The sequence below is a fragment of the Pseudomonas sp. 203-8 genome (assembly GCF_020708595.1).
In the GTDB taxonomy this organism is placed as follows: domain Bacteria; phylum Pseudomonadota; class Gammaproteobacteria; order Pseudomonadales; family Pseudomonadaceae; genus Pseudomonas; species Pseudomonas aeruginosa.
Genome location: NZ_JAJFDF010000003.1, coordinates 1 through 14,087, shown reverse-complemented (window position 1 = coordinate 14,087; position 14,087 = coordinate 1). Strand labels below are relative to the sequence as shown.

Below are 14,087 nucleotides of genomic sequence, written 5' to 3'. Positions count from 1 at the left end.
GGTGACGGCCCGCGCGGACTGCGGATCACTCGTCGCGGATCGAGAAGTTGGCCATGTGCTCCAGGCCCTTGATCAGCGCCGAGTGGTCCCAGTTACTGCCGCCGATGGCCGCGCAGGTGCTGAACACCTGCTGGGCGTTGGCGGTGTTGGGCAGGTTCAGGTTCAGCTCGCGGGCGCCGGCCAGGGCCAGGTTTAGGTCCTTCTGGTGCAGGCTGATGCGGAAGCCCGGGTCGAAGGTGCCCTTGACCATGCGTTCGCCGTGTACCTCGAGGATCCGCGAGGAGGCGAAGCCACCCATCAGCGCCTCGCGCACCTTGGCCGGATCGGCGCCGTTGCGGGCGGCGAACAGCAGGGCCTCGGCGACCGCCTGGATGTTCAGCGCGACGATGATCTGGTTGGCCACCTTGGCGGTCTGGCCGTCGCCGTTGCCGCCGACGCGGGTGATGTTCTTGCCCATCGCCTGGAACAGCGGCAGGGCGCGTTCGAAGGTGTTCGGGCAGCCGCCGACCATGATGCTCAGGGTCGCCGCCTTGGCGCCAACCTCGCCGCCGGAGACCGGGGCGTCCAGGTACTGCGCGCCGGTAGCCTTGATCTTCTCGGCGAAGCCCTTGGTGGCGGTGGGGGAGATCGAACTCATGTCGATCACCACCTTGTTCGGGCCGACGCCCTCGGCGATACCGTCCTTGCGGAACAGCACATCCTCGACCTGCGGGGTGTCCGGCACCATGACGATGATGAACTCGGCTTCCTGGGCCACTTCCTTCGGGTTGGCCAGGGCAATGGCGCCGGCCTCCAGCAGGTCGGCCGGAGCGGCGTCGTGGTGGGTGGAAAGGAACAGGCTGTGGCCGGCCTTCTGCAGGTTCTGCGCCATGGGCTTGCCCATGATTCCGGTGCCGATGAATCCGATCTTGGCCATGAGAGTGTCTCCTGGTTCTGTCTGTCGAGTGGCTCCGCGCAGGGAGGCGGGAGCGTCTTGTTCGTGGGTGCGGATCAGACGACGTTGTGCGTCTTCATCCAGCCGAGGCCGGCTTCGGTGGTGGTGGCCGGCTTGTACTCGCAGCCGATCCAGCCCTGGTAGCCGATGCGGTCCAGGTGCTCGAAGAGGAAGCGGTAGTTGATCTCGCCGGTGCCCGGTTCGTGGCGGCCGGGGTTGTCGGCGAGTTGCACGTGGTTGATCGCCGCCAACTGGTTTTCCAGGGTGCGGGCCAGGTCGCCTTCCATGATCTGCATGTGATAGATGTCGTATTGCAGGAACAGGTTGGCGCTGCCGACCTTGTCGCGGATCTCCAGGGCCTGGCGGGTGTTCTGCAGGTAGAAGCCGGGGATGTCGAGGGTGTTGATCATCTCCATGACCAGGCGGATGCCTGCGGCTTCCAGCTTGTCGGCGGCGTAGCGCAGGTTGTCGACGAAGGTCTTCTCGACGCTGGCGCAGTCGTGCCCCTGCGGCCGGATCCCGGCGAGGCAGTTCACCTGGCGGTTGCCCAGCACCCTGGCGTAGGCGATGGCCTTGTCGACCCCCTCGCGGAACTCCTGGACCCGATCCGGGCGGCAGGCGATGCCGCGCTCGCCCTTGGCCCAGTCGCCGGCCGGCAGGTTGAACAGCACCTGCTCCAGGCTGTTGGCTTCCAGGCGGGCCTTGATCGCCTCGGCCTCGACGTCATAGGGGAAGAGGTACTCGACGCCGGTGAAGCCGGCCTTGGCGGCGGCGTCGAAGCGTTCGAGGAAATCCACCTCGGTGAACAGCATGGACAGGTTGGCGCAGAAACGGGGCATGTCTTGCTCCTATCGTTCGGTCAAACGTTCGGGAGGCCTTTCGCCGGGGGCGGGGTGCCGCACGCACCGTCCGCGCCTCCGGGAAAGGCCGGCGATCAGTCGAGCAGCGAGATGGCGGTCGGCGCGTCGGCGCCTTTCTCGGCCAGTTCCTCGAACTCGTTGATGGCGTTGATCTCGGTACCCATGGAGATGTTGGTGACGCGCTCCAGGATCACCTCGACCACCACCGGCACCTGGTGCTGTTGCATCAGTTCGCGGGCCTTGGCCAGGGCGGCGCCGATCTCGTTCGGGTCGAACACCCGGATCGCCTTGCAGCCCAGGCCCTCGACCACCGCGACGTGGTCGACGCCGTAGCCTTCCAGCTCGGGGGCGTTGATGTTGTCGAAGGCCAGCTGCACGCAATAGTCCATGTCGAAGCCGCGCTGCGCCTGGCGGATCAGGCCCAGGTAGGAGTTGTTCACCAGTACGTGGATATAGGGCAGCTTGAACTGCGCGCCGACCGCCAGTTCCTCGATCATGAACTGGAAGTCGTAGTCGCCGGAGAGCGCCACCACCTGGCGGCTCGGGTCGGCCTTGACCACCCCCAGCGCGGCGGGAATGGTCCAGCCCAGCGGGCCGGCCTGGCCGCAGTTGATCCAGTGGCGCGGTTGGTAGACATGGAGGAACTGTGCGCCGGCGATCTGCGACAGGCCGATGGTGCTGACGTAGCAGGCATCCTTGCCGAAGAACTCGTTCATCTCTTCGTAGACGCGCTGCGGTTTCACCGGCACGTTGTCGAAGTGGGTCTTGCGCTGCAGCGTGCGTTTGCGCTGCTGGCAGCTTTCCAGCCAGGCGGCGCGCGACTTCAGCTTGCCGGCGGCCTTCCATTCGCGGGCCACTTCGAGGAATGCGTCGAGGGCGGCGCCGGCGTCGGAGACGATGCCCAGGTCGGGCATGAACACCCGGCCGATCTGGGTCGGTTCGATGTCGACATGGATGAAGCGGCGACCTTCGGTATAGACCTCGACGCTGCCGGTGTGGCGGTTGGCCCAGCGGTTGCCGATGCCGAGCACCAGGTCGGATTCCAGCAGGGTGGCGTTGCCGTAGCGGTGCGAGGTCTGCAGGCCGACCATGCCGGCCATCTGCGGGTGGTCGTCGGGGATTACGCCCCAGCCCATCAGGGTCGGGATCACCGGGATGCCGGTCAGCTCGGCGAATTCGCGGAAGCGCTCGGCGGCGTCGGCGTTGAAGATGCCGCCGCCGGCCACCAGCAGCGGGCGCTCGGCTTCGTCGAGCATGGCCAGGACCTTCTCGGCCTGGACCCGGGTGGCCTTCGGCTTGCTCACCGGGAGGGGCTCGTAGGCGTCGATGTCGAACTCGATCTCGGCCATCTGTACGTCGAACGGCAGGTCGATCAGTACCGGGCCGGGCCGGTCGCTGCGCATCAGCTGGAAGGCCTTCTGGAATACATAGGGGACCTGGGCCGGTTCCAGCACGGTGGTCGCCCACTTGGCCACCGGCGCGGCGATGCTGGAGATGTCGACCGCCTGGAAGTCTTCCTTGTGCAGGCGGGCGCGCGGTGCCTGGCCGGTGATGCAGAGAATCGGGATGGAGTCGGCGGAGGCGGAGTAGAGGCCGGTGATCATGTCGGTGCCGGCAGGGCCGGAGGTGCCGATGCAGACGCCGATGTTGCCGGCCTTGGTACGGGTGTAGCCCTCGGCCATGTGCGAGGCGCCTTCGACGTGACGGGCCAGGACATGGTCGATGCCGCCGATCTTCTTCAGCGCGGCGTACATGGGGTTGATCGCGGCACCGGGGACGCCGAACGCGGTATCCACGCCTTCGCGGCGCATCACCAGTACGGCGGCTTCGATTGCTCTCATTCTGGCCATCGTTTTGTTCCTCGTTCTTATACTAATTGTGTACAAAAGTTGGAGCGATTCTAGGCAGAGGGGGAGCGCAAGGTCAAGATGGGTTGTATACGCTTGAAAAAGCCGATGAAATCCATTTTTTCATAATAAAAACAATTAGTTGTAATGCTTGTTAGCAGGCTTATAAAACCAGCGTTTGAAAAAATGTATACAAAATTATGTTCATATTGTTCTGGAATGTTGCTTTCGTAGGGCCGGTCGGCTACTAGATTGGGTACAAATTTTCGAACGCGCCCGCATAGCGGGTGGTTTCCCGATTTCTAGCCTTAACAACTCGAGAGGAACGACCATGACCACCATCAGTCTGGAAACCGCGCTGGGCATTACCCGCCAGGCGCTGGCGGTGGGGCGCGAGCTGTCCACCGCGCCCCTGACCATCGCGGTGCTCGATGCTGGCGGCCACCTGGTGGCGCTGCAGCGCGAGGACGGCGCCAGCATGCTGCGACCGCAGATCGCCATCGGCAAGGCCTGGGGCGCCGTGGCCCTGGGCAAGTCGTCGCGGCTGCTGGCGGCGGATGCGCAGCAGCGGCCTTCGTTCATTTCCGCGGTGAACACCCTGGCCCATGGCAATCTGGTTCCGGCGCCGGGCGGGGTGCTGATTCGCAACGACAAGGCAGAGGTGGTCGGCGCGGTCGGTATCAGCGGCGATACCTCGGATATCGACGAGCAATGCGCGATCCAGGGCGTGCTGGCGGTCGGGCTGGTGCCCGACGCCGGTTGAGCTTGCGGCCCGCTCACCAGGACCGGGCCTTCGCTCCCTTCTTCAGGTGGCGTACGCCGCCATCCACCAGGCTCTCCGTGCCATACCTGCAGCGGGGCTCGTTCGAGGCCAGGAATAGCGCGGCACTGGCGATCTCCAGCGGCTCCCCCAGGCGTCCCGGCTAATCTTCTCCCTCAGCGCCTGGGTGGCCTCGACATCGGTAGCGGCTTTGTCCAGCGCTGGCGTCCGGGTCGGCCCCGGGTTCAGGGCGTTGACCCGGATACCGCGCTCGAGCAACTCCGCCGATAGCGTCCAGGCGAGGTGTATGCGGAGCTGCCGCCGCGGGTCGAATACCGCGTCACGCCGCTCGGTGCGAAGCCGGCGCTGGGGCGGGTCAGAGCGGCAGCGGCCGAAGCCGGCCGGCGCTCTTGCCGGATTGCCCGTCGGGCGTGCAGCCTTTCAGGACCAGGCGGGTGATGGTTTCCACCGCAGCGTCGTAGTCGGCGTCGCTGAGCTGTTCCTTGCCGGTGACGATGGAAATCTGCCAATCGAAGTCGGCATAGGTCTGGGTCGCCGCCCAGATGGCGAAGAGCAGGTGATGCGGGTCCACCGGGGCGAGCTGGCCACGGTCGATCCAGGTCTGCAGGCAGGTGACGTTGCGCTGGGCCTGGGCGTTCAGTTCGTCGAGGTATTCCTTCGGCAGGTGCGGCGCGCCGTGCATGATCTCGCTGGCGAAGACCTTGGAGGCATGCGGCAGCTCGCGGGAGATGCGGATCTTCGAGCGGATGTAGGCGGGCAGGGCGAGCAGCGGGTCGTCTTCCACGCGGAACGGTGCCGACGCTTGCAGCAGCGGCTCGACGATGCTTTCCAGCACGCAGCGATAGAGGTTTTCCTTGGACTGGAAGTAGTAGTAGACGTTGGGCTTGGGCAGGCCGGCGCGGGCGGCGATGTCGCTGGTCTTGGTCGCCGCGAAGCCCTTGTCGGCGAATTCCTCGCTGGCGGCGCGGAGGATCAGGCGCTTGTTGCGCTCGCGGATGCTGGTCATCAGTCCTTGTTCTTCATTGCTGCAACGGCGGCAGGAAGCCGAGGATGGTAGCACCCGCCCGGAGCGCCCCTCAAGCAAGGTGCGAGCGAGGCGGAGGCCCGGGAAATCCTGACCCGCCGGTTCATTTGCCCTATACATTTTCCGGTATTTGGAGTATTCGTTAGGGGTATCGAGTCGCCCGCTCGCACTCACCCACCGAGCGCCGGGCGAGCCCCCGGAACAGAACGAGTCACTATGTCCGATTCCCGTCTGGTCGATCCCTTCGGCCGTCGCATCACCTACCTGCGCCTGTCGGTGACGGATCGCTGCGACTTCCGCTGCACCTACTGCATGAGCGAAGACATGCAGTTCCTTCCCCGCGACCAGGTCCTCAGCCTGGAGGAACTTTACGCGGTGGCCGACGCCTTCATCGGCCTCGGCGTGCGGCGCATTCGTATCACCGGCGGCGAGCCGCTGGTGCGCAAGGGCATCACCGGCCTGCTGGCACGCCTGGGGCAGCGTGCGGAACTGGAAGACCTGGCGATCACCACCAACGGTTCGCAACTGCGCGAGCGCGCCGCCGAGCTGAAGGCCGCCGGCGTCCGCCGCCTCAACGTCAGCCTCGACTCGCTGCAGCGCGAACGCTTCGCCGCCTTCACCCGTAGCGATCGCCTGGAGCAGGTGCTGGACGGCATCCAGGCGGCGCGCGAAGCCGGTTTCGAGCGGATCAAGCTGAACTGCGTGGTACAGAAGGGCCGCAACGACGACGAGATCCTCAACCTGGTCGAGTACGCCCTGGCCAACCAGTTGGACATCAGTTTCATCGAGGAAATGCCGCTGGGCAGCATCACCAGCCACCGTCGCGAACTGACCCTCTGCACCAGCGACGAAGTCCGCGCGATCATCGAGCGCCGCTGGCCGCTGACCCCGAGCCTGGCGCGCAGCGGCGGGCCGTCGCGGTATTACCAGATCGGCGACGAGCCCAGCCGGATCGGCTTCATCTCACCTCACAGCAATAATTTCTGCGGCGACTGCAACCGCGTGCGCGTCACCGCCGAGGGCAAGCTGGTGCTCTGCCTCGGCCACGAGGGGGCGCTCGACCTGCGCGAACTGCTGCGCAGCCATCCCGGCGACCGCGAGCGCCTGAGCGCGGCACTGGTGGCGGCGCTGAACCTGAAGCCGGAGCGGCATCACTTCGACGCCCAGGAGCAGGTCCAGGTGCTGCGTTTCATGAGCATGACCGGCGGCTGACGGTATCCTCCTGGGATGATGGCACCAACGGCGCCATCCGCCGCTTCCTCCCCCATGCCACCCGGGTGACCGTGTTCCGGCACGCACCGCTCGCTGCCCCGTCCCGGGAAAAGCGACGCGGCGCAACGCCGAAACGCGGCGAAGAAGTCATGCTACCTGCCGCGCCAGCAAAGGAAAGCCTCCCATGCACCGGGTCCTGTTCATCTGCAGCCGCAACCGCCTGCGTAGTCCCAGCGCCGAACGGCTGTTCGCCAACTGGCCGGGCGTCGAGACCGATTCCGCCGGGCTGGCGGCGGACGCCGAGACGCCCCTGGAGCGGGAGCAACTGGAGTGGGCGACGCTGGTCGTCGTCATGGAGCGCCGCCACCGGCAGGCGCTGCTGCGCCGGCACGCCGCGGCGATGAAAGGCAAGCGCCTGGTCTGCCTGGATATCCCGGACGACTACGCCTACATGCAGGCGGAATTGCTGCATCTGCTGGAGCGCAAGGCGGGGCCTTTCCTTCGGCGGGACTGAGTGGTGCGGACCGCGAGCGGAGAAAAAGAAGCCGGACGAAGTCCGGCCCGAGGGAAGGGCGGACCGGGAGTGTCGCCGGTCCGCCAGGGAGTCAGGAGTGCTTGGGCGCCGGCGCGTGGCTGCCGCACAAGTGGCTGCGGTCGTTGCGGCTGAGGATGTTGAACAGCAGGTTCAGCACCACCGCCCAGATCGCGGTCATGGCGATGCCGCTATGGGTGATCGGCTCCATCCAGACCGGCAGGCGGGCGAAGAAGTCCGGGCGCACCACCGGCACCATGCCCATGCCGATGCTTACCGCCACCAGCAACTGGTTGCGGCGGTCGGTGATGTTGGCCTCGTGGAGGATCTGGATGCCGCTGGCGGCGACCATGCCGAACATGGCGATGCCGGCGCCGCCGAGTACCGCCGGCGGGATCGAGGCGACCAGGAAGGCGGCCTTGGGCAGCATGCTGAGGAGGATCAGGAAACCGGCGGCGGCCACCGTGACGTAGCGGCTGCGCACCCCGGTCATCTGCACCAGGCCGATGTTCTGGGCGAACGAGGAATGGGTGAAGGTGTTCAGGAAACCGGCGAAGAACGAGGCGCCGGCGTCGCAGAGCAGGCCGCGGCGCAGTTCGGTCGGGGTGATCTCGCGGCCGGTGATCTTGCCCAGGGCGAGGAACATGCCGGTGGACTCGACGAAGATGATCACTACCACCAGGCACATCGACAGGATCGGCGCCAGGTCGAAGGTCGGCGCACCGAAGTGCAGCGGGGTGACGATGTCGAACCAGGGGCGCTCGGCCAGACCGCCGAGGTCGACCATGCCCATGCCGCCGGCGATCGCGTAGCCCAGGCCCATGCCCATCAGCACCGAGATGTTGACCCAGAAACCGCGCATGAAGCGGTTGATCAGGAGGATGGTGCAGAGCACCAGGCTGGAGAGGAACAGGAAGTGCAGGGAGCCGAAGTCTTCCGCGCCCTTGCCGCCGCCGGCCCAGTTGATCGCCACCGGGAACAGGCACATGCCGATCGAGGTGATCACCGTGCCGGTCACCAGCGGTGGGAAGAAACGCACGATGCGCGACATGAAGGGGGCGATGAGCATGCCGAAGAAACCGGCGGCGATGGTCGCGCCGAAGATCCCGGTGATGCCCACGCCGGGCATCCCGGCCATCGCCACCATGCTGCCGACGGCGGCGAAGCTGGCGCCCATCATCACCGGCATGCGGATGCCCATCGGGCCGATGCCCAGCGACTGGACCAAGGTGGCGATGCCGGCGACCAGCAGGTCGGCGTTGATCAGGAAGGCGATTTCCTCGCGCGAGAGGCCGGCCGCCTGGCCGACGATCAGAGGCACGGCGACGGCGCCACCGTACATCAGCAGCACATGCTGGAAGCCCACCAGCAGCAGCTGCGTCAGCGGCAGGCGCTGGTCTACGGGCGAGTCGGGGATGCGGCGATCAGTTACCACGGACATGCAACACCTCAGGCGTTTTTATTGTTGTCAGTCGCAGGCGGACACCGGAAAAGGCAGGTTCCGGCGGCCGGGTATTTCTGGCCGAACATCCACCCCAGGCTTCAGGGCGATGCGGTGGGGTGTTTTATATCCCCGTTGTGTGCTCGATTCAATCGATTTTTTGTATACAAAGTAATTTTTTGTAGTTGACCAATCGGTCTACTACAGGCTTTCCAGAGCTGCTTCCACTGTATCCATAGAACTGGCGCCGGCTACCCCCGGGACGCCCGGCGGTGTACGACATTGGTCGGATTAGCCGACGTGCTCTAGCCGCTGGGAGTTTTCAGCGACCCCTACCTCAGTGGGCACAAGCCCGGTGCAGCAAGGCCTTGAACCCTGTCGCCCGGGATCAGCCATGGGTCTTTGCGGAACGCCTGCTTGCATTGGCGACTACAAGCAGCGACGTGCGCGAGAGCAACCGGCTATCTGAGCGCCAGTAGATCCTGGCGGCAATGGAGACGCTCAACGAGCAAAGAGAATGCCGCCAGCGCTTGCTGGAGTGCACAACGGCAGACTGGCCAAGGTGCCAAGGCTCTGGGCAGGTCATGCTGGACAAGAAGCCGGCGGAGTTTTCCTGAGCGTTCTATAGGAGAGGCACGAAGGAGGTCGCCGAAGTCGTTCGGCATATCGAACGTCCCCCTTTTTCAGTTTTCGGCAGCGCCCAACGGGCCACTGGCAATCAGGCTGGCACCACAAGCTGTTTTCATCCCATGTAGCGCGACCGGGACCCCATTCACATCCAGCAGGGCGCTACCTTCGGTAATGGGGAAGGTTCCCTTGCACAAGGGGCAAACCACTTGGTGGCCTACACCGGCCATCGGCTTGCCGTTGAGGTCGGTCTGGGCGAACGCCTCAATCACCGTGCCTCCATGGCTGGTGGTGTCGCCAAGGCGAATGATGTCCATCGCGGGTCGCTCCTATAGGTCGTCCAGCCAGCTGTCTTTGGGCTTCAGGCTGGAGAGGAATTCCTCGTAGACATAGTCATCACCGAGCGTTTGGCCGCCAGGCGTAGCGGGTTTCGGAGCAGGGGAAGGACCGGCATTTCCACCTCGCGGTGATGAAGAAGTCGGGCGCACGCGAATCGAATCGACAATGGTGTCCCACAGTTCCAATGCTTCTTTATCCGATTTGAAGGCAGGGGGCGGTGGTTTACCGTTTTCATTGCTGCGTTCCAGTACCGCCAGTCCCGCAGTAAGATTGGGCTCGGTTAGCGATTCCTCCTTGCCTTGAACCTCCCACATGAATGTGTAGGCGCGCTGTCCCTTGTTGCTTCCCGCAACCAAGTACTCCTCTCCCGGAAGGCTCCCCACAGGGTGCTTCCCCTTTCTCAATCTCTCGACTCCAGCAACCGTAGCGAGCATGTTCTGCACGAAGCCGTCGACTCGCTCAAGAAGGCTGTTTAGCTCAGATCCCGTGGAGGAGCGGAATTCAAAGCGCGCACCAGGGTGATTGGGAAAGGTAACACCTACACCAAACTCTTCATCTTGAAAACTATCCCCTGCAATATAGGCATGATCAATGCAAAAGCCCGGCTCAGTTGGAGCTTCTTTGGGCTCGCGAGAGCGAAGGCTTCGGGATATATCATTGATAACTTCCTCCCCTTCCTTCTCTTTGTCGTGAGTAACTTCTCCTGAGTATAGAAAAACCTCTCCCTTGGGATGAGCCACAAAATATGAGTCAACCCTATAAGAAAGCAAACTAGCATTCGAATCCCAAGACCACAGGCTAATGGCTCCAGCCTTGTCTTCCGCCCTCCGAACAAACATGCTCTCCTTTGTTTTTTTATGAATGCCATTCCGTAACTCTTGCTCGCGATGGGCAATCCTGGCTGCTAGCTCAGCAGGTGAGCCATCTAGCCGTTGGATGTTGTCGCCCCATAGATAGTATCCGGCGTTAATTATCGCGTCAGGCGGCAGGTCAATCAGAAAGCGACCAAAGCAATGAGTGATCCATCCGGTCTTGTCCATGGAAGGGCTCCGAGAAGAAGAAAACGAAGTGCAACTGGTCATGCTGGACAAGACCACCAACCCAAGTACAGCAAGCAACCGACGGGGATGCATCATGTCCCTCCTTTGTCATTAGGATGCCAATCCGCCAACTGGGTGATTTTGATCACCCCATATAGCGCTGCCCATTGGGCACGAGCATCGTTGTAACTGTCCTGGTGCTCATAGCCCCGTTTGGTATTGGCCTGTCCCTTGCCCTTGCTGCCATGCCGAAAGCTGGCCTTGACACCTGCCAGGGCAGGGGCCTGGCCGGAGTCGGTCGGTACCGTTTCGTCACCTCCGCTGCCGGAAGCGTCCAGTGGATTTCCCGCCTCCAGCGGACCCTGCACTATGGTGGGCAAGCCCCGGCGGAACCAACTGTTGTAAGTACCGTTCTCATCGTCGTTGAGTGTGGCGCCAGGGGTTTCCAGAGGGGTCGGGTCACCTTTCCAGATCAAATCACGCCAACTATGGCGGCTATCGTCAGCACCGTAATGAATATAGGTTTCTACGTGGTAGCCCGCCGTAGCCAATTCATTATGAAAGTCAGCAATAGCATCAATTTTTTTCTCAAAAATTACCCTAGGATTTTTCTTTTTATTTTCAGTGTTTGATAAATCTAGATATTGTGCATTTTGTTCAGGCACCAATCCATACCACGTAGAGCTCTTGTATATCTCTTCATAAGGATTCTGGTTCTGCGGATAAGCCCGAGGCTTTCCATCGATATCCTTGAGTACCTGGCCTTGCGCGTCGCACAGAAACAGCCAGGGACGTCCTTCCCGGTATTCGGCGCTAGGGGCCAACTCCAGCGCGCCGGCCGAGTTGGCGACAACGGCTGTCACTTCACCGGCATTTCGTCCCAGCACGACCTGTGCGATACCTTCATAGCCACAACGCATATGATGGTAGATGGTCGAGGAACCCGTCGCAGGTTGCACGCCATGCACCACCCCCAATACGCGCTCATAGCCGTGCAACTGCGTCAAGGCACGCGCCACCAGCCCTCCCATCGAGTGGGTGATCAGAATGACTTTCATACGACTCATTTGCTCGGGATCGAGACCATGCTCCTTCTGGTAGAAAGGCAACACCGTGTTCTCGATGTAGTCGCGTACATCCAGCGCCGACTGCCGGTTGGACTGTAGCCAGTTATAACCGGCGCACCAGACGTCGAACTGGTATCGGCTGGCCTTGAGCAATTCCTCTTCATCGATCGGCCCAACCTTTCCCTGCTCCTCACCCTGATCTGCAGGAGGAGAGAGGGCTTCGTCATTCCACCATGCCTGGAGTTCCCTACGGCTGACGATGTTATCCAGTCGCCTCTCCATTAATCCCATGACGGGGTTGTACGCACTGCGCATGACCTTGCCCCAGCCGCGTAGGCGGGCAGCGTCTTCATCCAGGCCAGACTGGCCGACATCGATCGTGCCTTGGTCATCGACTTCCACTCTCTCGGCTCTCAGAAGTTTTTGACGGACCTTTGGGCCCCTCCAGGCCCAAGTCCACAACGCACCAAACGAGGCAGCGAAGTCTCCCAGAGGCCACAGACCATTCGGCGGCCTCCAGACCTCGCTTTTATCTGCCTTGTTGCGCAGGTTGGTTCCCATGATCCCCGGAATGAAGATCACCGGCAGGGGAGCGGTCTGCCGAACCAGTGCCACCTTTTCGCTCTGGTTGTCGGTACGGGTCAACTGCGCCTTGTAGACAGGCCGTCCCAGACTGTCGCGAGAGCGAGGGATGATCACATCCTGATTCGGCTCGAGCGGTTCGCTGCTCATGTGTTGGACTCCGTGTCGCTGTTGTGACTGCCCTTGCCCAGGATGCGTATCTGCACCGGGTCCATGGCCAGGTGTTGTTGCTTGGGTAAACGGCCCTGGCTGTCGGTCATCAGTTTCACCACACCACCATCGCCTCGTATCACTTCAACGGCGATATTGGGTAACGGCTCCAGCGTGGCTTCGTCGCGCAGGACATACCGGTCATCGAACGGTGTCGAATCCCAGGCGTTGAAGCTGGTCGATGCATGAGCGGGACCGACATGACTGTGCTTCGCCGCCTTGACCACGAAGTTGCCGGGCATGCCCAGCTCGATGTTGCCGCCCTTGAGGGTCAGGTAGGCGCCGCCGCACATCAGGGTGATGTGCTCCTTCGCGGTGACCAGCACGTGCTGCTGGCTGGCGCTGACCTCCACGCTCTGCTCGGCCTCCAGGCGGATGTCGTTCTTCTGCGCCTGCAGCAGCATCGGCCCCTGGTGGGTGATCTGGCGCAGCTCGCCGCCCTGGGCGAACAGGCCGATGTCGCTGCCGGCGTTGATCACCACCTTCTGCCCGGCGGTCACCTGCTGGTTCTGCCGGGCCACGCTGTCGACGTGCTCGCCGGCGGCCAGGGTCAGGCTCGCCGGCGTCGCCGCGGCGATCCCTGCCGGACCGCTCAAGGCGATCGCCGGCTTGCCTCCGTTGCTCTTGCCGGACTCGTCGTTGGCACCGTGGCCGAGGTCGCGCACGGCTTCCTGGAGGGTTTGCTGCGGCGCCGCGTCGTGCCCCACGCCCTGGTGCTCCCCGGCGTAGTCGCCCAGCTCGCGGGCCAGCTCCAGCGCCGCCTCCAGCACCTGCACCACGACGCCTCGGTCGAGATGGCCGGCGCCGGCCCTGAGCTGCTCCTCGGTGCTCAGCAGCAGCCCCTTGGCCGCACGCACCGCGCCATGTTCGTCGGTGCGCAGTTCGAAGCCCTCGCCGCGCGGCTTGCCGCCTTCGGGCCGAGGATGGGTCAGGTAGCCCAGGTGCAGCGCGCTGGCACCGTGGTCGCTCATCAGCGCCGCACTGATCTGCGCCGTGGTGTCGTCGATGCGCAGCTCGTTGGCCCGGCTGCCCTTGTACTCCTTGCTCTTGATGGTGCTGAGGATCTTGTGGTCGGGCAGCGCGTAGGGTGGTCGGTTGGTCGCCCGGTAGGTGCGCCCGGTGACGATCGGCTGGTCGCAGTCGCCGTCCAGGTAATCGACGATCACCTCCTGGCCAATCCGCGGGATCGCCATGTGTCCCCAGTCGGCACCCGCCCAGTTCTGCGCGACCCGTATCCAGCAGGTACTGAACTCATCGTGACGTCCCTCGCGATCCCAGGGGAACTGGACTTTCACCCGTCCCCACTCGTCGCAATGGATCTCTTCCCCTGCCGGGCCGACTACCGTCGCGATCTGCGGACCATCGATACGTGGCCGAGGCAGCGGTGCGGGACGCCATTCGACGTCCTCGGGTACCAGTTCGGCGCGCAGGTCGTAGCTCACCCCCAGAGGGGCGTCGGCGGATTCTTCCTCCTGGCCGGCATACTGGGTGCCGCGATGGACCACCCGCACCGGCCGCCACCAGGCGTTGAAGTCGGCACGCGGATGACCTTCCAGGGCAAAGGCGTGGCCCGGGATCAGCCGCGGGTCGT

General features: G+C 63.6%; 13 protein-coding genes. 3 read left to right on the top strand and 10 right to left on the bottom strand.

Translation table 11 applies throughout. From position 1 onward, the window contains the following. Nucleotides 1–25 precede the first annotated feature (25 nt). The 3 genes from LJF27_RS06830 to gcl form a co-directional block, all read right to left on the bottom strand. Nucleotides 26–916: a 2-hydroxy-3-oxopropionate reductase gene (locus LJF27_RS06830; RefSeq protein WP_003087180.1), complete on the bottom strand. Its 891-nt coding sequence runs from the start codon at nt 914–916 to the stop codon at nt 26–28. Between the two features lie 74 nt (nt 917–990). Next, a complete protein-coding gene (gene hyi / locus LJF27_RS06825; RefSeq protein ID WP_003105824.1) occupies nt 991–1,773 on the bottom strand; it encodes a hydroxypyruvate isomerase in 783 nt (260 codons plus the stop codon). 95 nt (nt 1,774–1,868) lie between these two features. Next, nucleotides 1,869–3,644 carry a glyoxylate carboligase gene (gene gcl, locus LJF27_RS06820; RefSeq protein WP_003087182.1) on the bottom strand — a complete coding sequence of 592 codons (1,776 nt, stop codon included), beginning with the start codon at nt 3,642–3,644 and terminating at the stop codon, nt 1,869–1,871. Between the two features lie 328 nt (nt 3,645–3,972). Here gcl and LJF27_RS06815 point away from each other — a divergent pair, with 328 nt between their 5' ends. Then, nucleotides 3,973–4,404: a GlcG/HbpS family heme-binding protein gene (locus LJF27_RS06815; protein WP_003083199.1), complete on the top strand. Its 432-nt coding sequence runs from the start codon at nt 3,973–3,975 to the stop codon at nt 4,402–4,404. A gap of 42 nt (nt 4,405–4,446) precedes the next feature. Here LJF27_RS06815 and LJF27_RS30520 read toward each other — a convergent pair whose 3' ends face one another. Then, complete coding sequence (locus tag LJF27_RS30520; RefSeq protein WP_225063509.1) at nt 4,447–4,710, bottom strand: SDR family oxidoreductase; 264 nt, start codon at nt 4,708–4,710, stop codon at nt 4,447–4,449. Nucleotides 4,711–4,777: 67 nt separating this feature from the next. After that, nucleotides 4,778–5,428: a TetR/AcrR family transcriptional regulator gene (locus tag LJF27_RS06810; RefSeq protein ID WP_003087183.1), complete on the bottom strand. Its 651-nt coding sequence runs from the start codon at nt 5,426–5,428 to the stop codon at nt 4,778–4,780. Between the two features lie 234 nt (nt 5,429–5,662). Between LJF27_RS06810 and moaA the strand changes: the two genes are divergently transcribed. Together moaA and LJF27_RS06800 are read left to right on the top strand one after the other, a co-directional pair. Further along, a complete protein-coding gene (moaA, locus tag LJF27_RS06805) occupies nt 5,663–6,658 on the top strand; it encodes a GTP 3',8-cyclase MoaA (protein WP_003118703.1) in 996 nt (331 codons plus the stop codon). A gap of 184 nt (nt 6,659–6,842) precedes the next feature. After that, on the top strand, nt 6,843–7,172 hold the full coding sequence (locus tag LJF27_RS06800) for a low molecular weight protein tyrosine phosphatase family protein (RefSeq protein WP_003145009.1): 330 nt from the start codon (nt 6,843–6,845) through the stop codon (nt 7,170–7,172). 91 nt (nt 7,173–7,263) lie between these two features. Here LJF27_RS06800 and LJF27_RS06795 read toward each other — a convergent pair whose 3' ends face one another. From LJF27_RS06795 to LJF27_RS06775, 5 genes are all read right to left on the bottom strand, one after another. Next, nucleotides 7,264–8,631: a nucleobase:cation symporter-2 family protein gene (locus LJF27_RS06795; protein ID WP_003083208.1), complete on the bottom strand. Its 1,368-nt coding sequence runs from the start codon at nt 8,629–8,631 to the stop codon at nt 7,264–7,266. Between the two features lie 683 nt (nt 8,632–9,314). Then, complete coding sequence (locus LJF27_RS06790; RefSeq protein ID WP_003122926.1) at nt 9,315–9,575, bottom strand: PAAR domain-containing protein; 261 nt, start codon at nt 9,573–9,575, stop codon at nt 9,315–9,317. Between the two features lie 12 nt (nt 9,576–9,587). Further along, nucleotides 9,588–10,733: a T6SS immunity protein Tli4 family protein gene (locus tag LJF27_RS06785; protein WP_031638432.1), complete on the bottom strand. Its 1,146-nt coding sequence runs from the start codon at nt 10,731–10,733 to the stop codon at nt 9,588–9,590. After that, entirely contained in the window at nt 10,730–12,436 is a 1,707-nt protein-coding gene (locus LJF27_RS06780; protein ID WP_023116646.1) for an esterase/lipase family protein, read from the bottom strand. Before LJF27_RS06780 ends, LJF27_RS06785 begins: the two co-directional genes overlap by 4 nt. After that, nucleotides 12,433–14,087, bottom strand: a 1,655-nt coding sequence (locus LJF27_RS06775) for a type VI secretion system Vgr family protein (protein WP_229601847.1), incomplete at its 5' end; no start/stop codon positions are given. The genes LJF27_RS06780 and LJF27_RS06775, both read right to left, overlap by 4 nt.